The 25,550-nt window shown below is 27.8% G+C and carries 19 protein-coding genes; 15 read left to right on the plus strand and 4 right to left on the minus strand.

The features are described 5' to 3' along the window. Positions 1 to 11 precede the first annotated feature (11 nt). Complete coding sequence (gene carB / locus BUA70_RS01505) at positions 12 to 3,224, plus strand: carbamoyl-phosphate synthase large subunit (protein ID WP_072892462.1); 3,213 nt, start codon at positions 12 to 14, stop codon at positions 3,222 to 3,224. Positions 3,225 to 3,524: 300 nt separating this feature from the next. Continuing rightward, on the plus strand, positions 3,525 to 3,800 hold the full coding sequence (locus tag BUA70_RS01510) for a hypothetical protein (RefSeq protein WP_072892463.1): 276 nt from the start codon (positions 3,525 to 3,527) through the stop codon (positions 3,798 to 3,800). Positions 3,801 to 3,837: 37 nt separating this feature from the next. On the opposite strand, the gene BUA70_RS01515 is transcribed toward BUA70_RS01510, so the two are convergent. Both BUA70_RS01515 and BUA70_RS01520 read right to left on the minus strand, forming a co-directional pair. Continuing rightward, complete coding sequence (locus BUA70_RS01515; RefSeq protein ID WP_072892464.1) at positions 3,838 to 4,950, minus strand: HD-GYP domain-containing protein; 1,113 nt, start codon at positions 4,948 to 4,950, stop codon at positions 3,838 to 3,840. Positions 4,951 to 5,166: 216 nt separating this feature from the next. Then, on the minus strand, positions 5,167 to 7,068 hold the full coding sequence (locus tag BUA70_RS01520) for a type I glutamate--ammonia ligase (protein WP_072892465.1): 1,902 nt from the start codon (positions 7,066 to 7,068) through the stop codon (positions 5,167 to 5,169). A gap of 326 nt (positions 7,069 to 7,394) precedes the next feature. Between BUA70_RS01520 and murI the strand changes: the two genes are divergently transcribed. The 10 genes from murI to BUA70_RS01570 all read left to right on the plus strand — a co-directional run bounded on the left by murI (position 7,395) and on the right by BUA70_RS01570 (position 19,931). Next, the gene (gene murI / locus BUA70_RS01525; protein WP_072892466.1) at positions 7,395 to 8,174 is read left to right on the plus strand and encodes a glutamate racemase; all 780 of its coding nucleotides are present in this window, start codon (positions 7,395 to 7,397) and stop codon (positions 8,172 to 8,174) included. A 242-nt stretch (positions 8,175 to 8,416) separates the two neighbouring features. Then, positions 8,417 to 8,686 carry an STAS-like domain-containing protein gene (locus tag BUA70_RS01530; RefSeq protein WP_072892467.1) on the plus strand — a complete coding sequence of 90 codons (270 nt, stop codon included), beginning with the start codon at positions 8,417 to 8,419 and terminating at the stop codon, positions 8,684 to 8,686. A 282-nt stretch (positions 8,687 to 8,968) separates the two neighbouring features. Beyond that, positions 8,969 to 9,481, plus strand: coding sequence for a peptidylprolyl isomerase (locus BUA70_RS01535; RefSeq protein ID WP_072892468.1), 513 nt, complete (start codon positions 8,969 to 8,971; stop codon positions 9,479 to 9,481). Between the two features lie 22 nt (positions 9,482 to 9,503). Further along, positions 9,504 to 9,869: a DUF3783 domain-containing protein gene (locus BUA70_RS01540; RefSeq protein ID WP_072892469.1), complete on the plus strand. Its 366-nt coding sequence runs from the start codon at positions 9,504 to 9,506 to the stop codon at positions 9,867 to 9,869. 2 nt (positions 9,870 to 9,871) lie between these two features. Next, a complete protein-coding gene (locus BUA70_RS01545) occupies positions 9,872 to 10,552 on the plus strand; it encodes a helix-turn-helix domain-containing protein (RefSeq protein WP_072892470.1) in 681 nt (226 codons plus the stop codon). A gap of 282 nt (positions 10,553 to 10,834) precedes the next feature. Continuing rightward, positions 10,835 to 14,362 (plus strand): S8 family peptidase, encoded by a 3,528-nt coding sequence (locus BUA70_RS01550; protein WP_278337222.1) that lies wholly within the window; start codon positions 10,835 to 10,837, stop codon positions 14,360 to 14,362. A 66-nt stretch (positions 14,363 to 14,428) separates the two neighbouring features. Beyond that, complete coding sequence (locus tag BUA70_RS01555; RefSeq protein ID WP_072892472.1) at positions 14,429 to 15,778, plus strand: peptidoglycan-binding domain-containing protein; 1,350 nt, start codon at positions 14,429 to 14,431, stop codon at positions 15,776 to 15,778. Positions 15,779 to 16,033: 255 nt separating this feature from the next. Then, positions 16,034 to 16,732 (plus strand): response regulator transcription factor, encoded by a 699-nt coding sequence (locus BUA70_RS01560; protein ID WP_072892473.1) that lies wholly within the window; start codon positions 16,034 to 16,036, stop codon positions 16,730 to 16,732. Next, positions 16,707 to 18,917 (plus strand): HAMP domain-containing sensor histidine kinase, encoded by a 2,211-nt coding sequence (locus BUA70_RS01565; RefSeq protein WP_072892474.1) that lies wholly within the window; start codon positions 16,707 to 16,709, stop codon positions 18,915 to 18,917. The genes BUA70_RS01560 and BUA70_RS01565 overlap by 26 nt, the downstream gene beginning before the upstream one ends. Before the next feature lie 228 nt (positions 18,918 to 19,145). After that, on the plus strand, positions 19,146 to 19,931 hold the full coding sequence (locus tag BUA70_RS01570; protein ID WP_072892475.1) for a histidinol-phosphatase HisJ family protein: 786 nt from the start codon (positions 19,146 to 19,148) through the stop codon (positions 19,929 to 19,931). 185 nt (positions 19,932 to 20,116) lie between these two features. Here the strand turns inward: BUA70_RS01570 and BUA70_RS01575 are convergent, their stop codons facing one another. Beyond that, the gene (locus BUA70_RS01575) at positions 20,117 to 21,022 is read right to left on the minus strand and encodes a radical SAM protein (RefSeq protein ID WP_072892476.1); all 906 of its coding nucleotides are present in this window, start codon (positions 21,020 to 21,022) and stop codon (positions 20,117 to 20,119) included. Between the two features lie 11 nt (positions 21,023 to 21,033). Continuing rightward, a complete protein-coding gene (locus tag BUA70_RS01580; protein ID WP_072892477.1) occupies positions 21,034 to 22,083 on the minus strand; it encodes a YkvI family membrane protein in 1,050 nt (349 codons plus the stop codon). Between the two features lie 105 nt (positions 22,084 to 22,188). Between BUA70_RS01580 and BUA70_RS01585 the strand changes: the two genes are divergently transcribed. The 3 genes from BUA70_RS01585 to BUA70_RS01595 all read left to right on the plus strand — a co-directional run bounded on the left by BUA70_RS01585 (position 22,189) and on the right by BUA70_RS01595 (position 25,544). Next, the gene (locus BUA70_RS01585) at positions 22,189 to 23,280 is read left to right on the plus strand and encodes a hypothetical protein (RefSeq protein ID WP_072892478.1); all 1,092 of its coding nucleotides are present in this window, start codon (positions 22,189 to 22,191) and stop codon (positions 23,278 to 23,280) included. Positions 23,281 to 23,412: 132 nt separating this feature from the next. Next, positions 23,413 to 24,348, plus strand: a complete 936-nt coding sequence (gene mnmL / locus BUA70_RS01590; protein ID WP_072892479.1) for a tRNA modification radical SAM protein MnmL/YtqA — start codon at positions 23,413 to 23,415, stop codon at positions 24,346 to 24,348. Between the two features lie 86 nt (positions 24,349 to 24,434). Continuing rightward, positions 24,435 to 25,544, plus strand: a complete 1,110-nt coding sequence (locus BUA70_RS01595; protein WP_072892480.1) for an ABC transporter ATP-binding protein — start codon at positions 24,435 to 24,437, stop codon at positions 25,542 to 25,544. Positions 25,545 to 25,550 lie beyond the last annotated feature (6 nt).

The raw sequence follows: 25,550 nt of genomic DNA on the forward strand, positions 1-25,550 counted from the left end.
AGGTAGAGATTATGCCATTAAATAAAGAGATTAAAAAAGTTTTAGTTATAGGGTCAGGACCAATAATTATTGGTCAAGCAGCAGAATTTGATTATTCAGGAACTCAAGCCTGTGAGTCATTAAAAGAAGAAGGCGTGGAAGTTGTTTTAGTAAATTCTAATCCAGCTACAATAATGACAGATAAGGAAATAGCAGATAAAGTATATTTAGAGCCGTTAACAGTAGAATTTTTAGAAAAAATAATAGATAAGGAAAGACCAGATTCATTACTTGCAGGAATGGGCGGACAAACAGGATTAAATCTTGCAGTTCAGCTATATGATGAAGGTATTTTGGATAAATATAATGTAAAAGTAATAGGAACTTCTATAGAAAGTATAAAAGAGGGAGAAGATAGAGAGCTTTTCCGTGAAATGATGAATAGAATAGAGGAGCCTGTTATTCAAAGTAATATAATAACTGAATTTAATAAAGGATTAGAATATGCAGCGCAAATAGGATATCCAGTAATAGTTAGACCAGCTTATACATTAGGGGGAACTGGCGGTGGAATAGCTGATAATGAAGATGAATTAAAAGAAATATTAACATCAGGATTACAGTTAAGTACAATTGGCCAAGTTCTTATAGAGAAAAGTGTTAAGGGTTGGAAAGAAGTAGAATATGAAGTCATGAGAGACAAATTAGGCAACTGTATAACAGTATGTAACATGGAAAATATAGATCCAGTTGGTATACATACAGGAGATAGTATAGTAGTTGCACCAAGCCAAACCCTTTCTGATAAGGAATATCAGATGCTAAGAAGTGCATCCTTAAAAATAATAGATGCTATAAAGATAGAAGGTGGATGTAATGTACAATTTGCATTAAATCCAAATTCATTTGAATATGCAGTTATAGAAATAAATCCTAGAGTATCTCGTTCATCAGCTTTAGCATCTAAAGCAACAGGATATCCTATAGCAAAGGTTGCTGCTAAAATAGCACTAGGCTATACATTAGATGAAATTAAAAATGCAGTAACAGGAAAAACATATGCTTGCTTTGAGCCATCATTAGACTATGTTGTAGTTAAAATTCCTAAATGGCCTTTTGATAAATTTGAAGGGGCAGACAGAGCTTTAGGAACAAAAATGATGGCTACAGGAGAGATTATGGCAATAGGTAGTAATTTTGAGGCTGCTTTTTTAAAGGGAATAAGATCATTAGAAATAGGTAAATATTCCTTAGAAAATAAAAAGTTTAGAGAACTTAGTATGAGGGAGTTAAAAAAGAGAGTAATGACTCCAGATGATGAGAGAATGTTTGCTCTAGCAGAAATGCTTAGAAGAGATTATAGACTAGATAAAATATCTAAAATTACAGGAATAGATCCTTTCTTTATAAATAAAATTAAATGGATTGTAGATGAAGAGCAAAGATTAAAATTAAGCAAACTAGATGATTTAGATAAAGAATGGCTATACAAATTAAAGAAAAAAGGATTCTCAGATAAGGGAATAGCAGACATGCTAAAAGTTTGTCCTGATGATATATATAAATTAAGAAATATATGGAACATAAATCCCGCATATAAGATGGTTGATACTTGTGCTGGCGAATTTGAAGCTTTATCACCTTACTATTATTCAACTTATGAAGAGTATGATGAAATAGAGGTATCCAATAATAAAAAGGTTGTAGTAATAGGATCAGGACCAATAAGAATAGGTCAAGGAATAGAATTTGATTATGCTTCAGTTCACTGTGTTATGGCTTTGAGAAAAATGGGAATTGAAACAATAATAATAAATAACAATCCAGAAACAGTAAGTACCGATTTTAATATATCAGATAAACTATATTTTGAACCCCTAACAGAAGAAGATGTTTTAAGCATAATTGATAAGGAGAAACCAGATGGAGTTATACTTCAATTTGGAGGACAAACAGCTATAAAACTTGCTAACTTCTTAAAGGAAAAAGGAATTAAAACTTTAGGTACTACAGCAGAGCAAATAGATATGGCAGAGGATAGAGAAAAGTTTGATGAATTATTAGAGGAGTTAAAAATAGCTAGGCCTAAAGGAAAGGGAATCTGGAGTGTAGAAGAAGGATTAAAAGAAGCTGAGAGACTAGGATTTCCTGTACTTGTAAGACCGTCTTATGTTTTAGGTGGGCAAGGAATGGAAATAACTCATGATGAAGAAGAACTTATGTATTATTTATCAAATGCTTTTGAAAAAGATAAAAAGAATCCTATTCTTATAGATAAATATTTAATGGGAAGAGAAATAGAAGTTGATGCTATATCAGATGGAGAAGATGTTCTTATACCTGGAATAATGGAGCATTTAGAAAGAGCAGGAGTTCATTCAGGGGATAGCATTACAATGTATCCAGCTCAAAACCTAAATGACAAGATTAAAAAAGATGTTCTTGATTATACAACTAAGCTTGCTTTAAAAATAGGTATAAAAGGTATGATAAATATACAGTTTATAGAATTTGAGGGCAAACTTTATGTAATAGAAGTTAATCCAAGAGCATCGAGAACAGTTCCTTATATAAGTAAGGTTAGTGGAGTTCCTATAGTAGATTTAGCAACAAAAGTTATGGTAGGACAAAAGTTAAAAGATTTGGGGTATGGAACAGGTGTATATAGAGAGCCTAAATTAGTTTCTGTTAAGGTTCCAGTATTTTCAACTCAAAAACTTCCTAATGTAGAGGTTGCTTTAGGGCCAGAAATGAAATCTACTGGTGAAGTATTAGGAGTAGGAAGAAATATTGAGGAGGCTTTATATAAAGGATTTATAGCAGCTAATATGTATACTGGAAAAAGAGAAGGTACAATATTAGCAACTATAAATAAACATGATAAAGAAGAATTTATACCTATGGCTAAAGTACTTCATGATTTAGGATTTAAGTTTATAGCTACTAAGGGAACAGCAGAACTTTTAAAAGAAGAGGGAATAGAAGCTGTAGAAGTAAGAAAAATAAAAGAAGATAAGCCTAATATTTTAGATTTTGTGAAAGAGAAAAAGGTGGACTTAGTTGTAAATACTCCAACTAAGGTAAATGATTCTAAAAGAGATGGCTTCCATATAAGAAGAGCTGCAATTGAAAGAAATATAGGAGTTATAACAGCTTTAGATACATTTAATGCAATGGTTAAAGTTAAGCAAAGTGGTGTAGAAAATAAAAATTTAGAAGTATTTGATTTAGCATCAAAAGCATAAAGAATAAAATTTAAGAATATATTAAAGTCATATCATTAATTAAATAAAAATGATATGACTTTAATTTTTTTATAATAAAATTCTGTGCAAAAAAATATTATTTTTATAAATTTTATTTAAATAAATATAAAATAAAGTGAAATTTAATAAAAATTAAATTAAAATTTGACAAAGGAATTTATGTTCGCATATAATTGATTTGGTAGAACATAAGTTCTTTTAAAGTTTTTTTATTTATGAATAAATCTCCATAAATATTAATATATTAGGGTAAGGATAAAAAAGAGGGGGAGCTTTTAAATGAAAAAAAATGTTGGTATTTTTGTTAAAATAAATTATAAATTAGATGAGGAAACTAAAAAACATTTAAAAAATACTAGTTGTAAATATAGAGAAACAAATCTTTCTAGATATCTTTTATGTGGAGGAATATATAACAAAAATGGTGGAAGCTTTATATTCCAAGCTAATAGTTTAAAAGAGGCTGAAAATATAATTAAAAATAATCCTTTTGTAAATACAGCCTATTATTCATTTGAAATATTAAGTAAAAATTATTTGTCATTAAGTAATTAATAAATAAAAAAACTAAGTCTAAATAGACTTAGTAATTTTAAACGTTATATTCAACTGAACATATGACCAAAGAAAGTTCATCAACTAAATTAACTATAGAGTCTATAGAATTTAAGTTATTACTTTTAATAATCTTTATTTTTGGTCTTAAAGGATATTCATAATTATTTTCTATTACAATTCCTATGTCGCCGTTACTTAATTTTACAATAGTACCTTCATTAAATGGAATTACTAATTTAGAAAAAACTTTAACTATTTCATACTCAAATAAAGTACTAGAGCCTGCTAATATGTATTCAAAGGCTTCATTAGGAGATAAGGCCCTTTTACAAGGAATATCAGATGTTAATATATCATAGTAGTCTGCTAAAGAAACTATTTTGGAAAGCTTATTTATTTTTTCTGAATTTAGTTTATTTGGATATCCTAATCCGTCTACCCTTTCATGATGCTGCAATATAATCATTTTAACATTAGGAGATATATAAGAGGCTCCTTTTATATAATCGTAACCTTTCTTTGGGTGAGTTTCTATTAATTGAACTTCTTTATCAGTAAGTTTTTTATCTTTAAAAATTATATCTTTAGGTATAAATACTTTACCTATATCATGCAATAATGAACCTATGCAAAGATCTAAAAGTTCTTTTTTATTTAGCTTAAGTCCGATTCCTAGCACTAAAGATAAAATTGCCACGTTTACAGAATGTTGATAAGTAAAGTTATCCATACTTTTTATGTCAACAAGGTTTACTAATATATTTTTGTTAGATAAAACTTTATCTAACAATTCTTCTGCTAGATTTCTTAATGATAATAAAGAATCTCGTTTTTCTCTTAATATTAAATTTAGATTTTTTGCAGATAAATAAGCACCGTTAATTTTCATATTTTCAACATTATCAAATAGTTCTTTAATAATCTTTATAGATTTTTGCCTTAGTTCTGGCTTTATAATATCTTCTAATTCATGGTCGCTGTACTCATCTTGAATATATATAGAATATATATGGATATCCTTAATTTTCTTTATAAGATTTGAAGTTAAAGCAACTCCAGATTTTAATAAAGGTCTTCCTTGATCGTCATAAATAGTTTTGCCTAAAAAGCAACCATCTTTAACACATTCTATTGGAACAAGTCTCATTGAATCTACCTCTTTAAAAAATATAATTACTAATAATTAATTATACTACAATATTTTCTTTTCTTTCTATGATTAAAGAATTTTTATTAATATTTATGAAGTTAATTTACAATTTTTATGCAAAATTATACAAATAAAAGACTTATCCTTTAAAAGATAAGCCTTTAAATTTTAATTGATTAGTATATTAATAATATATATTTAAATTTTTTATGACTAAATATCTAATAAATTCTTTTTATAAGTTGAATATAAGTGTGATAAAATGGTCATTTTTTCATTTAATTCTAATTGAAGATCTGAAAGTCTTTCAAAATTATTTGCATTTATAGATTCTTTAATTTTAGTAAATAAGCTTTTATTTGTATAGCTATCTTTCATTATATAATGTCTTAATTCGTTAATGGCCATCCAGTTAGTTATATCTAAATCTAAAGCTTTATCTAATGAATGAAGTGCTCTACAAGCTCTAATTTCATTTATACAATTTGGAATCATTCTACCTGAGATTTCCGCAATCCATCTATCTATAACAGATACCTTAAAGCTATTAAGCAATTTATCACTAAATACTCCATCTTTTTTTAATATTTCTAATTTGCTTGGATATTTTTCAAAAGAAATTAGATTTTCATAAACTGTTGCAGGAGCCTTACCAAAGTATTTAACTCTTTCTTCCTCTGTAAAGTCTTCAAATACATCTTCTTCAGTCCTATATGCTCTCTCTTTTTCTAAGTATTCAGAAGCTTCTCCAGGAGCCTTAGATAATTCTTTTAATAGTTCATCACCAGTTTTATTATTTTGTATTGCATAACGAATACCATCAAGCATTGCAAGATATGATACTGCTATAACTAAATAGGTATTACTATGGGGATTTGGTGATCTTAATTCAAATCTAGTAGCTAATGGGTTTTCAGGATCTCTTATTAGCCCGGCCAATACAGTTCTATTTCTTGAAGGTATTTTAGGGCTTCTACCAAGTGAAGTAACTATACATATAGGGGCTTCAAATCCTGGCTTTAATCTTTTCAGTGAATCCATTGTAGCTGAAACAAAGGGATTTATTATTTCATAGTTATTAAGAAGACCCATTATAGCTCCATAACCTATATTACTTAAAAATTCATCCTTTGAGCCATTAAATAAATTTATAAATTTACCATTTTTTAGTTTTAAACCTACTCCTAAATGAACGTGTTCACCATTACCAGCAACTTCGTCTACAGGTTTAGCTAAGAATGTTACTTCTAATCCATTAAGTCTAAAGATTTCTTTTACAATTATTCTTACAAATAGTTCATTATCAGCAGCTTCTGTAGCACAAGAATATTTCCAGTCAATTTCAAGCTGTTCCATAATATGATTGAAATTACCGGAGGAATCTAATTTTGCCTTAACGCCACCTACTTCTTTATGACCCATTTCTGGCTCAAAACCATATTGTTCCATTAATATTAAGGTTTGCTCTAAAGCAGTTCTAACAGACCCTTTTGTTCTGGTCCAATATTGTTCCTTTAAAACTTGTGAAGTACATAATTCTTCTATTTGAGTTTTTTCATTAGGTGTTTTTACCCAAAATTCTAATTCAGTTGCAGATGTTACATTAACATCTTCTATATCATCAAATTTTATACCAAATTGATTAAGATTTTCTGGATGTTCTTTTAAAAGTTTTAATATATTTTTTTTGAATGTTGATATTGCATTTTTTAAGATGTGTCTAGAATCTACAGCTTTATTTTCGTGATAAAGGAAACAAGGAATTCTAAGGGTTCCAATAGGTTTATTTAAGATAGGATTTATAAAATCTGAGTTATAGTCTACAAACCAATTACAGTTTAAGTCTGCAATCATATCTATTTTAGCGTTATTTAAGGTAGCTATTTCAGGAAGAACAACTGAAGAACCGTCAGTTTGAACAGCAGTACCATGAAGAAATGAAGACATGTCGTCTATGAAGGATTTTATAGGAATTTTTTCATCTGTATCATTTCCTGCTAAATCTATTCCCACAAAGGATACGAATCTTATTTCAGGATGGGATTCTAGTATTTTTTTTAGTGTGGTTTCATCGTGATTTTCTTTTGGAATTATAAATAATAAATCTTTAAACATTATTTGCACATCCTTTCTTTAACTTATAAGTACGAATAATACTAGTTTAATTACTTTTCATATTTCGATATAATATATCAAAATTCTATTATAAGTAAAATCTACTGTCAATGAATAACTATACAAATGGAAAATCTTTAATTATATTACAAATGAAAAGGTTTTAAATGATTAAATTGTTATGAAATGTTTAAAATTAATAAAGATGTCAAGAGGTATAGTCGTATATAACTGTTTTATTAATATAAATAGAATATTTTATCTAGATTTATTTAAACTATAGGTATAAAATATTAATTAGTTATATTTCAAATGGAGTGATATCAATGGATTTGAATAGTAAGAAAAGTGCTATAGGTTTTTTTGATTCAGGTGTAGGTGGATTAAGTGTAATGAGAGAAGCTATAAAACTTATGCCAAATGAAAATTATATATATTTCGGAGATTCTAAAAATGCTCCTTATGGAACAAAGGATGTTAATGAAGTAAGAAGGTTTTCCTTTGAGGCAATAGAGTTTTTAAGAAAAAAAGGTGCTAAAGCTGTAGTAATAGCTTGCAATACGGCAACTTCAGTAGCTATTTCTGAATTAAGAGAGTATTATGGAGATTTTCCTATAATAGGTATTGAGCCTGCGTTAAAGCCAGCAGTAGAGTATAGTAATACAGGTAAAATAATAGTAATGGCAACTCCTATGACTTTATCTGAGAAAAAATTCAAAAATTTAATGAATAGCTATGATAGAAGAGAAGATATAATACCATTACCTTGTGCAGGATTAGTTGAGTTTATTGAAAGAGGAGATCTTCAAAGTATTGAATTAGAAAAATTTTTACAAGATAAGCTTAAAGATATAAATAAAGATGAGATTTCATCAATTGTTTTAGGATGCACTCATTATCCCTTTGTAAAAAATGAGATAAAAAAAATAGTTGGAAATGATGTATATATTATTGATGGAAGTCAAGGAACTGCAAAAGAACTAAAAAGAAGATTAAATATTATAGATAGATTAAATGACTGTGAAACTAAAGGCACAATTAAAATATTTAATTCTTCAGAAGATAAAGATATAATTGATTTAAGTTATAAATTATTAGAGATATAAAAAATATTAAAAATATAAGAAAAAACTTATGTTAAAGATTTTATTAGCATAAGTTTTTTATATATTTATTTTATGAAAAGTATGTGTATTTGTATATGTAATAATTAAAATTTAAAAAAATAATTAAAAATTTCACAAAAATTATTGTTAAATTGTTGACAAAATAAATGATAATTGATATATTATAAGTGAGGAAGAAATTATCAGAAAATTTTAAAAATAACAAATTTGAGGTGGTTTATATGAAAATTAAAGTAAAAGAGTTTTTAGGAGAAAATTTTGCAACAGAAGATGCTATTGTATTAAGAGAGTATGTAGAAGAAAATTTAAATAATGGTGTAGAACTTGATTTTGATGGCATGGGAAGAATTTCAACTTGCTTTTTACAATGCTTATTTACAGATTTAATATATAAACAAGGAAGAGATTTTATAAATTCACATGTTGGTGTTAAGAATTTATCAAACTATAGGGATTATTCAAGAGTTGTAAATGGAACAACTTTTAATTAATAAAGTAAAGTTAATATTTTAACAGAATGAAGTGTTCATCACCGCAGCGAAGAAGGTGTTTAGAATTTGATAATTAATAGTTGTTAAGACGTGTATATCATAATTGATAATACACGTCTTTTGCTTTTTATTATTTTAGTATAGTAATACTTATAAATTGTGCTACTGGTAGTAGTTCACAGTAAGAGTAAAATAATATATAATCAATTTAAGAGTAAGAGGAATTTAATAAAAAGATTTTGATAATAATATTAATATTTATTTTTGGAAGGAGATAATATTATGAATCCAATAGTTACAATAAAAATGAAAAATGGTGGAGTTATAAAAGCTGAGTTATACCCAGAGATAGCTCCTAATACAGTAAAGAGTTTTGTTAGTCTAATAAAAAAAGGATTTTATGATGGACTTATATTTCATAGAGTAATTCCAGGCTTTGTTATTCAAGGAGGATGTCCTGAAGGAAATGGAATGGGAAATCCAGGATACAGAATAAAGGGAGAATTTAGAGCTAATGGTTTTGAAAATAATTTAAAGCATACAAAGGGAGTTTTATCAATGGCAAGAGCTGCACATTTAGATTCTGCAGGTAGCCAATTCTTTATTATGACAGGAGATGCACCTCATCTTGATGGACAATATGCTGCATTTGGTAAGGTTATAGAGGGAATGGATGTAGTTGATAAAATAGTTAGTGAAAAAACCGACTTTAGAGATAAACCATTAGAAGATCAAGTTATGGAAAAGGTGACAGTTGAAGGTGCTGATGATTTAGGAGAACCAGAAACTTTATAATATGATTAAATAGGAGGGTATTATGCTAAAAAATAAAAAGAGTATATTACATTATGGTCTTTGCGATGATGAAAGAAAATGTTTAACAGATGGTGGGTATAAGCTTATAGAAATAACAGATGAAATGACTAATATGAAATTAGAAGCTATATTAGATGGATATAAATTTGAAACAGTAAATGAAAATATTCCAAAAGAGAAAGTAATAATATTTAATAACCTATCTGATGAAGAACTTAAGGATATTATAAAAATAATAAGAGCTGTTATACCAGGAGTAATATTAGCAGTAGTAACACCTACTTCAGCAAAGTGGGCATTTAAAGATTTATTAGAGCATCTTGTAGAGGAGAGAAATTGGTATAAGAGTCAGCAGAAAGGAAGATAACATTGAGTAGAGTTGGAGATAAAATAAAAGATAGTAGAATGAAGGCTGGATTATCTCAAAAAGCTCTAGCAAAAAAGCTTGGAGTAGCGGAAAAGTTTGTAAATGACGTTGAACTTGGAAGAAAGATAATTAATGAGTCATTAATACAAAGAATATCAAAGGTTTTGAATGTTGATTTAAATGATGTAAACATGGTAGTTACAGATGAAGATTTAAGGAAAGAAAAAGAGAGAGAAAAAAAAGAAAGATCAAAAAAACCGGTGAAATTAGAAGAAACTGATGAAGTTTGGAATCAAGCTTTTGGATCAGTTCTAAAGAATGTTCCTATTTATGATTACTCTTTAAGCAAGGTTTATGGTTCAAGATCTATGGCTGTAACTTCAAATAAAATAGAAGGACATGGAGCTAATAAAGTATTTTATCTTATTATAGAAGATGATGATATGATGGGTTTTAGAATAGCTAAAGGGGATATAGCCTTTTGTAATGTAATAAAAGAAGTAGAAAATAATAGTATATGTCTTTTAGAATACAATGGTAAAAGAGCCATTAGACAAGTAAAGAAATTAGATAATACTAAAGCCCTTTTAATTAGCAATAAAGGTTCAGTAAGAACAGAAACAGTTAATCTAAAAGAGGTAAATCCTTTAGCAAAACTTAATAAACTAGAAATTAAACTATAAAAATCCTAATAGGACTTCTGTAATTGCTTAAATTGAAAGTTAAAGTAATTACAGAAGTTTTTTATTTTTTACAAATTAATATGGAATTTTATAAAAATGCTTTTAATAATAATAGAATAAAATATTATTAAAAGGTATTGTGTAAAAGTAAGGTGATTTCTGTGGATAAGTATGTTAATAATATGTTATTTTATGTGAAAAAATGTGCATTATATTTATATTAACATTCTTTTATAAAGTGAATATTATATTATTGGAGTAATTTTTTTAGGGTGACGGATTATTTTAGAAAGAAATAAATTAGATAATATGCTTAATTTGCTATCAAATATACCTGAGCAGATATTAAATAAGTTAGGAAAAATCAGTGAGAACGAAAAAATCAATAAAGGCAAGATAGAACTTGTGGTCTTATGTGGGGAAAATGTGGACAATGTGGATAAAACTGTGGATAACTTAGGTGGTAAGTTTGAAAACCTAGGTTATGGTTTTGGTATAGTAACATTTCCAGCAGGTGAAATAGAAAAAATAAATCAAGTGGAAGGCGTAATATATGCAGAGTTACCTAAAGTAATATTCACAACTGATTACTATAGTAATAGAGCAAGTTGTATATCAATAATTCAAGGAATAGAAGGATTAACTGGTAAGGATACTTTAGTTGGATTTATTGATACAGGAATTGACTATACCCATAAAGCTTTTATTAACAATAATGGTGAGAGTAGAATAGAATATATATATGATATTAGTGAGGGAGGAATAATATATACTAGAGAACAAATAAACGCTGCTTTAAAATCTAATAATCCTTATGATATTGTAAAATCAAGGGATACAACTGGCCATGGAACTCATGTTGCAGGAATTGCATGTGCAGGTGGTAATATAGATAGACTTAATTATGGAATAGCTTATGAAAGTGACATAATTATGGTTAAGGTTACGAGAGAGGGTAATGCTAATTTTTCATTAAGTACACAACTAATGAGAGGATTAAAGTTTCTTATAGATAAATCTAAAGAATTAAAAAAACCCTTAGTTGTAAATATAAGTATGAGTACAAATGATGGTGCTCATAATGGTAGCTCTCTTTTAGAACAATACATTGAAATTATATCTAAATTAGAAAGAGTAACTATAGTAATAGCTTCAGGAAATGAAGGAGATGCTGCCCATCATGTTGGAGGAGAACTTAGAAATAACATATCCATATCACTAGAAGTATCTACTGGAGAAAGGTCTATAAATTTGCAGCTATATAAACCTTTATTAATAGATATAACAATGAGTGTAACTAATCCAGTTGGTAGAAGTAGTGCTTATATACCAATAACTGAAGGATATAATGAGTTTTTTGTAGGTGAAGATAAGGTTTTTATTTATTCATCAGGACCTAAACCTTTTGATATAAATGGAGAAATTACAATAGCTTTAGTACCTAAGTCACAGTTTCTAACTAGTGGAGAATGGGTAGTGAATATAATAAAGACTAATGAATATGAAGGCTTTTTTGATATGTGGCTACCTATTTCAGAAGGATTAAATATTAAAACTAGATTTTTACAACCAGATGTTTACAACACATTAGGAATACCAGCAACTGTTAGAGGAGCCCTTTCTGTAGGTAGTTATAATTATAAGACTAACACATTATCCTCTTTCTCAGGAAGAGGTGGTAGAAATTCTTATAATTATATTAAGCCTGATATATTAGCACCAGGAGAAGAAATATTATCTACAGTTATAGATGGAGGATTTGATACTCTAAGTGGAACATCAATGGCAGCTCCTCATGGAGCTGGTGTATGTGCTTTATTAATGGAGTGGGGGATTGCTAAAGGAAATGATCCCTTTTTGTTTGGTGATAGGTTAAAATATTATCTTTTAAAAGGAGCTAAAAGATTTAGGAGAGATATAAAATACCCAGATTATAGTTGGGGATATGGAACTTTATGTGGAGATGGTGCTTTTGAGCTTATAAGTAATTTAAATAGGGGAAAAGATATGAATATGAGGGTTGATAATGATTTTTACTTATCTTCAGACTATACTTCTTTGTTGGTGGAGTATGTGGGAGATTTAATTAATAATGTGCAAAAGTCATATCCTTCTAGTAAAGTCTTTATTTTAGATGAAAATTATGCACTTATTTATGTAAAAAGAAGTGAATCATTAAGTCTTATAGAAGATATTAAAGAAATTGTTTATATAGATATTGGAGGAGTGTATACACTAACAGCAATATCTCCAGTTGAAGCTACAGAAGCGACTTTATTTCATGATAATATATATCTCCCTCTTAATGGTAACGGTGTAGTAGTTGGAATAGTGGATACAGGAATAGATTATTTAAATACTGAATTTATAAATGAAGATGATACTTCAAGAGTAATTAGAATATGGGATCAAACAATGATTTCAGAAAATCCTAGTAATAGATTACCTATAGGTATTGAATATAATAGGGAGCAAATAAATAATGCTATAAAGGAAAGTATGGCAGGTAGAGACCCCTATTTGATTGTTCCATCGAAGGATGATTTAGGTCATGGAACGAATATGGCAAGCATTGCTGGAGCTAGAGGTAAAAATAAAGAAATTATAGGAGCAGCTCCAAATTGTGAGTTTGCTATAGTAAAACTTAAAGAAGCAAGTCGCAGCTATTTAGAATACTTTGGATTTTATGGGAGTCCTACAGGAAAATATGAAAATACAGATATATTATTAGGCATTAGGTATTTAGCAAGCTTAGCTAAAGAGTTAAAGAAACCTATGGTTATATATATTCCAGTAGGAACTAATATAGGTGCTCATGATGGCAGCTCAATAATTGAAAGGTATATAGATGACATTTCTAAGTCTAGAGGTGTAGTGGTTGTAGCTGATACAGGGAATCAAGGAGATACAGATACTCATGTTGCTGGAGAGCTAAAGCAACCTGGAGATGTTGGAATAATAGAATTAAGAGTTGGAAAACTTGAAAGAAGGTTAATGTTTGAAATTTGGATAAGAAAACCTGATAAATATTCCCTTTCAATAATTTCTCCATCAGGTGAAATTATTGAGGAGATACCACCTAAATTAAAGCAAGAGACTAAATTAAAATTTTTATATGAAGGCACCACTGCTGAAGTACGATATTTGATACCAGAAGAGGTTACTGGAGATCAAAAAATAACGATTATATTAGATGATGTAAAGGAAGGAATATGGCAATTTAAGCTTATTGGTAATGTTGTAGTCCAAGGAAGATATGATGCTTGGCTCCCTCAGGATAAATTATTAGCTCCAGATACTAAATTTTTAAATCCAACACAATATGGAACTATAACAATCCCTGCTACTGCAAGAAGAGTTATATCTACTTCATTTTATAATCAAAATAATAATGCTACAGTAGGAACTTCTGGAAGAGGTTATACAAGAGATGGAAGAATAAAACCAGATTTAACTTCAGGTGGAATAAATGCTAAAGCAGTATCACCAGGTGGTAGTGTAGTTGAGGTATCTGGAGCTAGTGTTGCAGGTGCAGTGCTTTCTGGATGCTGTGCATTAATACTGCAATGGGGAATTATAGATGGAAATGATCCAAGTATATATTCTACAAAATTAATAACTTATTTAATAAGAGGAACTTCAAAAAGAGCCGGTGATGTTTATCCTAATCCTCAATGGGGATATGGGATGTTAAATGTTAAAGGTGTTTTTGATGCTACAAGAAGTGAAGATGAAAATATAGATGAACTTGAAGAATTTGAAAATTATTATGTAGGTTCAATGCTAATTAGGAGACCTAAAATCTATTAATTTATAATCACCGTAATTTTATAAATTCATATAATAGTAAAGAAGTAATTTTTAGGAGAATATTTGATGGCTTCAAAAGGAAGAATTAAAATTCAATGTTTCAATGGTGAAAATACTTATATACCAGTAGATAAGGCTAAAGTTACAATTACTCCTACTGGAGAGGTAGCATCTATAAATGGTAGTACTAAGGAAGTAAGCACAGATAGTTCAGGTCAAACTATAGAAATTGAGGTGGATGCACCTCCAATTCAATATTCTGAAGAGCCTAATAATAACATACCATATAGTTTTGTGGATATTAAAGTAGAGAGAGACGGATTCAATACATTATTTATACAATCAGCTCAGATATTTCCTGATAGATTAGCAATTCAAAATTGTGATTTGCAACAAAATAGATACTCAAGGCAGCCTGAAGTAATAGAAGTATTACCTAATACTTTATTAGGATCTTATCCTGCAAAAATTCCTGAAGATCCAGAGAAAATATTACCTCCACCACCTTCAGGAACAGTAGTTTTACCAAATCCTGTTATTCCGGAATTTATAATAGTACATCAAGGATCTCCAAATGACCCATCTGCTCCAAATTATAAGGTAACATTTAAAGATTATATAAAAAATGTAGCTAGCTGTGAAATATATCCTACTTGGAGTAGAAGTACTATTGCTGCTAATATTCTTTGTATAATTTCTTTTACTTTAAATAGAGTTTACACAGAATGGTATACAGGTAAAGGAAAGAATTTTACAATAACTAGTTCAACGGCTTATGATCATGCTTTTAACTATGGTAGAAATATATTTGATACAATAGATGTAGTAGTTGAAGAAATATTTTCTACGTATATTAAAAGAATAGGAAGAAAACAACCTCTTTTAGCACAGTATTGTGATGGTAAAAATGTTCAGTGTCCTGGTTGGATGACTCAATGGGGAAGTAAATATTTAGGTGATGAAGGAAAAACACCTATACAAATATTAAGAAACTTTTATGGTAGCGATATAGAACTTACTACTGCACAGAAGGTATCAGGGGTTCCAAAATCTTATCCAGGATATACTCTAGGACTTGGATCTAAGGGAGAGCCGGTAAAAACAATACAAAATTATTTAAATGTTATAGCTAGAAGTTATCCTTTAATACCAAAAGTTATAGAAGACGGAATTTATGGTTCTAAAACAAGAGAGTCAGTAAAGGTTTTTCAAAGTGTATTTGGATTACCTCAAATAGGAGTTGTAGATTATGCAACATGGTACAAAATATCTGATGTTTATGTTGGAGTAACTAAGATCGCTGAGCTTAGAGGAACATTAGAGGGAATTGAAAGAATTTTTTATCCGCCAATGACTTATGAAATGAGCCAAAGTAAAAATATACCTAGTGTAACTTATTTTGATGATTTATTTTAAGGATTTTATATAGAATATTAAAATATTAATCTAAAAATTGTAAAAGGATAAAAAAGATAAAAGAGCTACTTAAAGTAGAAATTGATTTTTACTTTAAGTAGCTTGTTTTTTATAAAAATAATTTTTGTAAGAGAAATTTAAGAATTATGATAGATATAATGAAAGATTTGATTATTATGATTCTATTATGGAATAATGGTTGGGAGATGGATATTATGGGAAATTAAGAAAAAGTAAAAATTAAGGGGGATAAAAATGACATATAAAGTTTTAGTGGTAGATGATGAAAAAGAAATTACAGATGCTATAGAAATTTATCTTAAAAATGAAGGGATGAAAGTGTTTAAGGCTTATGATGGAATACAAGCATTAGATATATTAAGTGAAGAGGAAATTCATCTTATTTTGATGGATATTATGATGCCTAAATTAGATGGAATGAGAGCTACTTTCAAGATTAGAGAAAAAAAGAATATACCAATAATAATGCTTTCTGCAAAGTCAGAAGATAGCGATAAAATATTAGGTTTAAATATGGGAGCAGATGATTATATAACTAAACCTTTTAATCCTTTAGAGCTTATAGCTAGGGTGAAGTCACAACTTAGAAGGTATGTAAGTTTAGGAAATTATAAAAATTTAAAAAACGAAAATGAGATTATACTTGGAGGTATAGTTTTAAATAAAGATGAAAAAACATTAAAAGTAGATGGAAAGAATATAAAGGTTACTCCTAGAGAATATGGCATTTTAGAACTTTTAATGGGAAGGATAGGTAAGGTTTTTACTATAGATGAAATATATGAAATGGTTTGGAATGAGCCAAGCTATAATGCAGAAAATACAGTGGCGGTTCATATAAGAAGGATTAGAGAAAAGATAGAAATAAATCCTAAAGAACCAAGATATTTAAAGGTGGTGTGGGGTATTGGATATAAAATGGAAAAACAATAAATTGTTAAAACAATTATTAGCATTAATTATTTTAAGTTTTTGTATGACATTTGCTTTGGCTGAAGGCATAACATTAGATCATAGTAAGAGATACTTTGGAGAAAAAGGATTTGCAACATATCTTAATGGTTATATAAATGAGTTTAGGCTTAATTTAGTAAATTATTTTTATGATACAAAAGAAAAAGATAGTACTATAAATAGGATAACTAAAAGTACATTTGAAGAACAAAATCAGAAATTAAAAGATTATGAGAATTCATTAGATGATGATTTTGATTATAGAATAAGAGAAGCGGAAAATAGTAATAATTTAGATCAAAAGGTTAATTTGATACATGAGAAAAATGATAAACTTAATCAGTATAAGGCGGAAAATTATATCAAATCAGAGAAAGATATAAGAGCAAACGTAGAAGAAGAAATAGAAAAAAGATATGATACAACAAAAGGTAATGTAGAGAAATATAAAAATTTAGATTATTTAATTTTAAATACTAATTCAAAACAGTATATGTCTAATTTAGAAGGAACTCTTGAAGAAGTAGAAGACAAAATAAAAAAAATAAATGAAAATCAAATAGAATTTATTTTTGATGAAGATTTAAGTGGTCGTTATAACTCTATTATAAAAATCAAAAATAAAGAAATAATAGATAATGATGGGTTAAAAGAAACCGATGGAGATATACTTAATATATATATAAGAGTTCATGAAAATATAAAGTCAGGAGATCAAATATATATCGCGAATTCATTATATAAAAAATTAATTGATAAGAGTATTGTTCAAGGTATTATACTATTAGTAAGCGTTGTTTTTGCAATTTTAACTTTATTTTATATTAACAAAAATAATTTGTGGAGTTATTGTGGAGTTTTTGAACAAAGTATAAGAAGGCTGTGGATAGAATTTAGAATTTTAGGAATAATACTTCTTTATTATTTTGGAAAACCAAGTTACAATTGGGTAGTTGATTATTATAATGGTAGATTTATAGAAAGCATGAATACTACAAAATTTATATTTATGGCTATTTGTATATTAATGACTATTTATTTAATAAGAGATATAATATATTGCAAAAAAAATAATATAAAAGTAAATAGTATTTTATATAAATTAGTTAGTAACTTATATAAATTATTTTTAAATATAAAGAAAACTTATATGAGAAAATCAATAGGTAAAAAATTTATTATTATGTTTTTAGGATTAATTATAATTGAATTTATTATTTTATGGATAATAATTTTAGATTTTTATTGTACTGAGTTCATACTTTTAGTTGCATTTATAATGATATTATTTGATATTTTAATATTTATAATAATTTATAGACCATTAAGTTATTTAGATCAGATAATAACAGATACAGAGAATATGGCAGAAGGTAATTTAGATTCTGGAATTGAAGAAAGGGGTAAAGGACAGTTATCAAAGCTTGCTCATAATATAAATAATTTAAGTGATGGATTAAGAGAATCTATATCTAAGGAGATGAAAAGTGAGAGATTAAAATCTGAACTCATAACTAATGTATCTCATGATTTAAAAACTCCATTAACATCTATAATAAATTATGTGGATTTATTAAAGAAAGAAGAAGATATAGGAGTAATAAGAGATTATATAGAAATATTAGATAGAAAATCTCAACGACTTAAACTATTAATACAGGATTTATTTGAAGTATCAAAAGCTTCAAGTGGTGCTTTAGATATGAATATTGAAAAGATAGAAATAAATTCATTATTAAAGCAAACACTAGCAGAATTCGATGATAAGATAAATAATAGTAAATTAGATTTTAAAATAAAATTACAAAAAGAAAAAATTTATGTAATGGCAGATGGAAAGAAAACTTGGAGAGTTTTTGAAAATCTTATAAGTAATATATTAAAATACTCATTAGAGGGTTCTAGGGTATATATAACTTTAGATAAAGAAGATGATTATGTTAAAATTGCTATGAAAAATATATCATCATATGAAATGGACTTTAATCCAGATGAAATATCAGAAAGATTTAAAAGAGCAGATGATTCTAGAAATACAGAAGGGTCTGGACTTGGATTAGCTATTGCTAAAAGTTTTATAGAGCTTCAGAAGGGTTACTTTAATATAGATATAGATGGAGACTTATTTAAAGCTATTATAAAGTTACCTATGGTTAGAGAATAAATATTAAAAAATTAAAGACTTGTAGAGTAAGGTTTAGACATATTAAAGAATAAATATTGAAAAGATTGTATTATGAATTAATTATCATAACAGCTAGTTATATATTTTAAATTATATAATTATACTATGTGATTAGAGTTATAATACAATCTTTTTTTGTGCTTTTGATTTCCTGATTTACTATGATAAAATTAAAAATGTGAAATACTAAAGAAATAAGGTGATTTAATGATATATGATTTTCATACCCATTCAGATAATTCTTTTGATTCAAAGGAAAAGATAAATAATATGTGTAATGAAGCCTTGAAAAAGGGAATTACTCATATAGCTTTTACAGAACATTTTTCTTTAGATGAAAATAAAAAAACTTTTGGACATATGAATTTCAATAAATACTTTAAAGAAATTAGAGAAGCTAAAGAAGAGTTTAAAGAATTGAATATTCATAATGGATTAGAACTTTGTGAACCTCACCTACAGATGGAAGAACTAAAAGAAACTTTAAAGGATCTTCCTATAGATTTTATATTAGGTTCTATACATAATATAAAGGATAGAGGACTTAGAACTACTGCAAAAGAAGTAGGAAACAAGGACTGCTATGATTTATATTTTGATGAATATTACGATATGGTTAGCTTAGCCGATTTTGATATAGCTGCTCATTTAGATTTAATGAGTAGATATGCTTTAAATATTGTTGGTAATTATAATTTTGAAGATTATAAAGAACAAATAAAAAAAATACTATCTAAAATTATAGAAAGAGAAAAAGGAATAGAAATAAACACATCAGGCCTTAGAAATGATTTAAATAGTATTCACCCTAAGGTTGAAATCTTAAAGCTTTATAAAGAACTAGGGGGAGAAATAATAACTATAGGATCTGATGGACATAAAGCTGAAGATGTAGGGGAAGGTTGTAAGGAAGCTTTAAAGATATTAAAAGATTTAGGATATAAAAATATATATACATTTAAAAATAGGAAGCCAATAAAACATAGTCTATAACTATATAGCTTATTATAAAAAATAAATTGTTTTTATAAATTATATAAGTTTAAAATTATTAAAAGAAAAGGGCTGTCTTAAAACTAATTTTCACATATATTAAAATTAAGTCATTTAATTAAATTAATATAATGTAGTGTTATTTATTGTGACAGCCTATTTCTAATAAATACTTTTAGATAAATCTATACACCTTCATTGTTAAAATTAGGAACGTAGGCTTCTGTATTGGTTCCAGTATCTTGTATGAACCCTTGAGTAACTCCTATAGATAAAGCATAATCTATTAATGAATCATAGTGTTTAGGATTTAATGGCTTGTTTATCTCTGGGTAATTTGAAGCATTATTCATAGGAGTATATTGATTCATAATACTTATAAAAACATTATCTTTAAAATTTATATATATATCATCAATTACTTTTTTACTATCAAATAAAAGACCTGGTAGCATTAAATGCCTTATTATAACTCCTTTAATCATTAATCCATTCTCATCAAATTTTGGAGTGCCTACCTGAAGAACCATTTCTTTAATTAATTCTTTTAAATTATTGCTATAGTTAGGAGCTTTTGAATATTTTATTGCATATTTTTCATTAAAGTATTTATAATCAGGTAAATATATATCTATATAACCTTTTAAGGACTTTATAGTTTCTAATGAGTCATAACCATTAGTATTATAAACAATTGGTAAATTTAATCCATTAGATTTTGCAATAATTAAAGCTTCTATTATTTGAGGTACATAATGGGTCGGAGTTACAAGGTTTATATTATGAGCTCCTTTTTCTTGTAGCTCTAAAAATATTTCACTTAATCTTTCTATAGAAATTGGTTTCCCTTTATTTTCTTGACTAATTTCATGATTTTGGCAAAATACACATCTAAAATTACAGTGAGAAAAAAATACAGTGCCAGAACCATTTTCACCAGATAGACAAGGTTCTTCCCAATGATGAAGAGCAGCTCTTGCAACATCAATACTATATCCAGATTTACAAAAACCTAAGTGGTTTTCTAATCTATTCACCTTACAATTTCTAATACATAAGCTACAGGACTTTAATATTTCTTTAGTATTCAAAATAACACCTCTTAACTTTTACACTTTCTAATATAAAAGTATATACATTGAAAAATAAATATCAAGCTTAGAAGGCCGAACATAGGATATAGTGATTCTATAAGATTACTAAATCCTACCTGAGAAATAGGTATTGCTAAACCTATCACTAGAAAAATGCCATGTTTATATTTAATTTTAAAACTATCTTCTAAGGTTTTACTTATAGAGAAAACATCAGAAACCTCAGTAGAAAACATTTCACACCATATAATAATCATAAGCATAACTTGAATAGCTCGTCCAAATCTATCTGCTATATAAAGTAATGGAATTTGATATTCATATATATAAGGTTGATTTATCATAAGCATGAAATTAATTGCTATACATAAAAAAGTTAATCCTATAGAACCTATAGTAATTCCCCAAAACATATGACTTTTCTTTTTAATCTCTGTGCTAAGAGGAACTAAAACACCACAGCAACAAAGAATATTATATCCTGCATAGAGTATAGTAGAAGTTAACCAATTACTTTTTCTACTTCCTAACCCTTTAAGCATTTCTAATGTGATTTCACTATTTCCGAAAAATATATACATAATAAAAATAGTTGTTATTGTTATTATTAATGAGGGTACTATTAATGAATTTATACCAATTAGTCCGTTAGTTCCCTTTGTTAGTGTGATAACTGATACTAAAGCCATAATTAAAGAACCTACAATTTTAGGAATACCAAAAAATTGATTCAATAATGCACCACTACCTGCCAAAATTATTGAGGCTGATGATATTAGATAAAGGGTGGTTATTATCCCAGTAAATTTTCCTAATAAATTAGGACTAACAGTTTTTATAACATCACTATAAGATCTTAATCTATACCTTTGGCTTATATCTGAAATTATAGAACAAAATAGTATGTAGAATAATCCACACAAAATTATTCCAAAAAAACTTGGCAGGCCAAAGGATGTAAAAAAGTGAGTTATTTCCTTTCCAGATGCTAGTCCAGCTCCAACTATAGTACCTATAAAGACGGCTGCAACTTGAAAAATCTTAATTAAATCTTTCATAAATAATCCTCCTATATATTCTCTTACATAATATATATAGTTGCTATTATAGTTTTTATTCTACTTGGGAATTATAAATATATAACAAATTAGGGAGGGATATATTTGAAAAAGAAGCTAGGAATAATTTTTTTAATATTTATTGTTATTTTTACTATATTAGGATGTAAGAAAGATAATAAAGAAAAAGTAACTAATGATTTTAAAAAGGGAGAGGTTTTATTTAACCAAGAAGCAGGATTAGCTGTATTAACTAATTTTATGGACTGTTTAAAAAATAATAATTTCAATGGAGCTAAAGAACTTTGTAAGGATGAATTATATGTTGATAACTTACATAAAACAGATGATGAATTATTAGAGTATAAAATAGTATATAGTAATCTTTTGGGTAATGATATGAAGGTAGAAGTTATGGTAGATAGATCAAAGACTAATAAACCTATGGCAGATTTAGATCTTATGAAAATAACTATAAGCAGATTAGATGATGAAACATATAAAATAAGCAAGATAGAATCTAGGATTATAGGGGAAGTTTTTGAAAGTGATAAAAAGCTAAAAGTTTCTACTTATGGAAACTTAGAGACTAAGACTTTAATAGATTTAAAGAATATTCCAAGAGATATGTATTTAGATAATAAGATATTTGAGATATCTAAATTAGCAATACCATCTAAAGAATTTGGAGTGGTTAATTTCTCTTTAAGTGCTAATAAAGTAGCTATAAGTACATATGATGATAGTTATTATTTTGTTGGTATAGTAAATCTTAATGAATCTATACAGACTGCTGCTGGGGAGGCATCAGGAGAAAAAGGACAAAATAAAAAAGATAAGGAAAAAAAAGATGATGATAAAAAAATAGGAGATAAAATAACTCCTTTAGATGTTTATAAGGATAAAGTGGTAAAAGGATTAAATTTTTTAGAACAAGATTTATATTTAATAGTTTCTTTTAAAGAAAGTGAAAAAGGAGATGGAATCAAAATATACGATATAGCAAAAGGGAAGGAAGTTGATGCAGATTTAGAAAATATATTTCCAAGAGATAAATATAATGTAAATTTTGTGCAAAAAGAAGACTATAATTTTGTTTTAGAAGTTACAGGAATCGAGGGGGCACAAGGATTAAGACAGAGTGTTACTGGAAAGTATTTATTAGATTTAAAGAGGTTAAAAGTTTCTAAGATATAATATATAATTATTATAGAAAATAAGATTTTTATAGCGTTAATAGATTTTAACTATTAACGCTTAATAAGGAAAGTAAATATGCTTAAAGTCAAATATGTTATAACTAATGATAACTTATAAGAGGTGAAGATATTGGAAAATAAGTGGGGAGATAAAAGATATAAAAGTTTAAATTATTTTTTAAGAGAAAAGTTTGGTGAAAAAGTTTTTAAAATATCTTTAGATGGAGGATTTTCATGTCCTAACAGAGATGGTAAGGTAAGTAAGGGAGGTTGTATATTTTGTAGCTCTAAAGGTTCTGGTGACTATGCAGGAAGAAGAACTTGCAGTATAACTAACCAATTTCAAGATATAAAAGAAATGATGGCTAAAAAGTGGAAAAGTGGAAAATATATAGCTTATTTTCAAGCCTACACAAATACTTATGCACCAGCAGAAGAATTAAGAAAAAAATATACGGAAGCAATAAACCAAGAGGGAGTAGTGGCTTTAGCTATAGCTACAAGACCTGATTGTTTAGAAGATGAAGTATTAGATGTTTTAGAGGAAATGAATAAAAAAGTTTATACATGGGTAGAATTAGGACTTCAAACTATACATGAGAATACTGCTAGGTTAATAAATCGAGGATATGATTTAAAAGTATATGATGAAGCAGTAAAAAAGCTTAGAAAGAGAGGCATAGATGTTGTAACCCATGTTATTTTTGGATTGCCAGGAGAAAGTAAAAAGGACATGGAAGAAACAGTTAAATATATTGCAAATCAAGATATACAAGGTGTTAAGTTTCACTTGCTTCATTTAATGAAAGATACAAATCTTGTTAAAATATATGAAGAGGGTGGATTAAGGTTTCTATCAAAAGAAGAGTATGTAAAGCTTGTTTGTAAAAGTATTGCAATGATGCCTCAATCCATAGTTATACATAGATTAACAGGTGATGCACCGAGAGATAGTTTAATAGGACCTATGTGGAGTTTAAAAAAGTGGGAAGTACTAAATTCAATAGATAAAACAATGGAAGATAATAATTTATTTCAGGGTTTGTATTTTTCTACAAATACTTAGAAATACTTTTGGAAGAAATGATTATGGAATATCCCCTTACAAACGGTTACAATTATATTAGAGTAAATGAAAGGGGAATGATAATAATGGCAAATTTATCATTAAAACATATATATAAAGTTTACCAAGGAGACGTTACAGCAGTTAAAGACTTTAATTTAGATATAGCAGATAAAGAATTTATAGTATTTGTAGGACCATCAGGATGTGGTAAATCAACTACTTTAAGAATGATAGCAGGATTAGAAGAAATATCAAAGGGAGAACTTTATATAGGAGATAAATTAGTTAATGAAGTTGCTCCAAAAGATAGAGATATAGCTATGGTATTCCAAAGCTATGCATTATATCCTCATATGACTGTTTATGATAATATGGCTTTTGGACTTAAATTAAGAAAAATTCCAAAAGATGAAATAGATAGAAAAGTTAAAGAAGCAGCAAAAATTCTTGATATAGAGCATTTATTAGATAGAAAGCCAAAGGCTTTATCAGGAGGTCAAAGGCAAAGGGTTGCTTTAGGAAGAGCTATAGTAAGAGAACCTAAGGTATTCTTAATGGACGAACCTCTTTCAAACTTAGATGCAAAGTTAAGAGTTCAAATGAGGACTGAAATAGCTAAGCTTCATAAAAAGCTACAAACAACATTTATTTATGTTACCCATGACCAAACAGAAGCTATGACAATGGGTACAAGAATAGTTGTTATGAAAGATGGTATAGTTCAACAAGTTGCAAGTCCACAAATGGTTTATGATCATCCAGCAAATGTATTTGTTGCAGGATTCATAGGCAGTCCACAAATGAACTTTATTAATGTTAAAGTTGAAGATAAAGGTGGTAAGACTGCTTTAGTATTTGGTAAAGAAGAGTTTGAATTATTACCAGAGCAAGTTTCAATTCTAAAAGAAAAAGGATATATAGGAAAAGATGTAATAATGGGTATAAGACCAGAGCATATAGATGATGATCCAGATTTTATATCTCAAAATCAAAACTCAGTAATGGAAGTTAATGTTGAAGTTACAGAGCTTATGGGTGCTGAAAGTTACATTTATGTATCTAATGAAGGAAATAGTTTAACTATAAGAGTTAATGGAAGTACTAAGCTTCAAACAGGAGATAAAGCGAAATTTGCTATAGAAATAGATAAGGTTCACGTATTTGATAAAGATACAGAACTAACAGTATTTTAGGGGGGA

The sequence above is a fragment of the Clostridium fallax genome (genome assembly GCF_900129365.1).
Classification (GTDB): Bacteria; Bacillota; Clostridia; order Clostridiales; family Clostridiaceae; genus Clostridium_AH; species Clostridium_AH fallax.

Bases quoted from the DNA above. Each gene is read 5' to 3' on its own strand.
- carB (WP_072892462.1), top strand. From the start codon at position 12: ATGCCATTAAATAAAGAGATTAAAAAAGTTTTAGTTATAGGGTCAGGA.
- BUA70_RS01510 (WP_072892463.1), top strand. From the start codon at position 3,525: ATGAAAAAAAATGTTGGTATTTTTGTTAAAATAAATTATAAATTAGAT.
- BUA70_RS01515 (WP_072892464.1), bottom strand. From the start codon at position 4,950: ATGAGACTTGTTCCAATAGAATGTGTTAAAGATGGTTGCTTTTTAGGC.
- BUA70_RS01520 (WP_072892465.1), bottom strand. From the start codon at position 7,068: ATGTTTAAAGATTTATTATTTATAATTCCAAAAGAAAATCACGATGAA.
- murI (WP_072892466.1), top strand. From the start codon at position 7,395: ATGGATTTGAATAGTAAGAAAAGTGCTATAGGTTTTTTTGATTCAGGT.
- BUA70_RS01530 (WP_072892467.1), top strand. From the start codon at position 8,417: ATGAAAATTAAAGTAAAAGAGTTTTTAGGAGAAAATTTTGCAACAGAA.
- BUA70_RS01535 (WP_072892468.1), top strand. From the start codon at position 8,969: ATGAATCCAATAGTTACAATAAAAATGAAAAATGGTGGAGTTATAAAA.
- BUA70_RS01540 (WP_072892469.1), top strand. From the start codon at position 9,504: ATGCTAAAAAATAAAAAGAGTATATTACATTATGGTCTTTGCGATGAT.
- BUA70_RS01555 (WP_072892472.1), top strand. From the start codon at position 14,429: ATGGCTTCAAAAGGAAGAATTAAAATTCAATGTTTCAATGGTGAAAAT.
- BUA70_RS01560 (WP_072892473.1), top strand. From the start codon at position 16,034: ATGACATATAAAGTTTTAGTGGTAGATGATGAAAAAGAAATTACAGAT.
- BUA70_RS01570 (WP_072892475.1), top strand. From the start codon at position 19,146: ATGATATATGATTTTCATACCCATTCAGATAATTCTTTTGATTCAAAG.
- BUA70_RS01580 (WP_072892477.1), bottom strand. From the start codon at position 22,083: ATGAAAGATTTAATTAAGATTTTTCAAGTTGCAGCCGTCTTTATAGGT.
- BUA70_RS01595 (WP_072892480.1), top strand. From the start codon at position 24,435: ATGGCAAATTTATCATTAAAACATATATATAAAGTTTACCAAGGAGAC.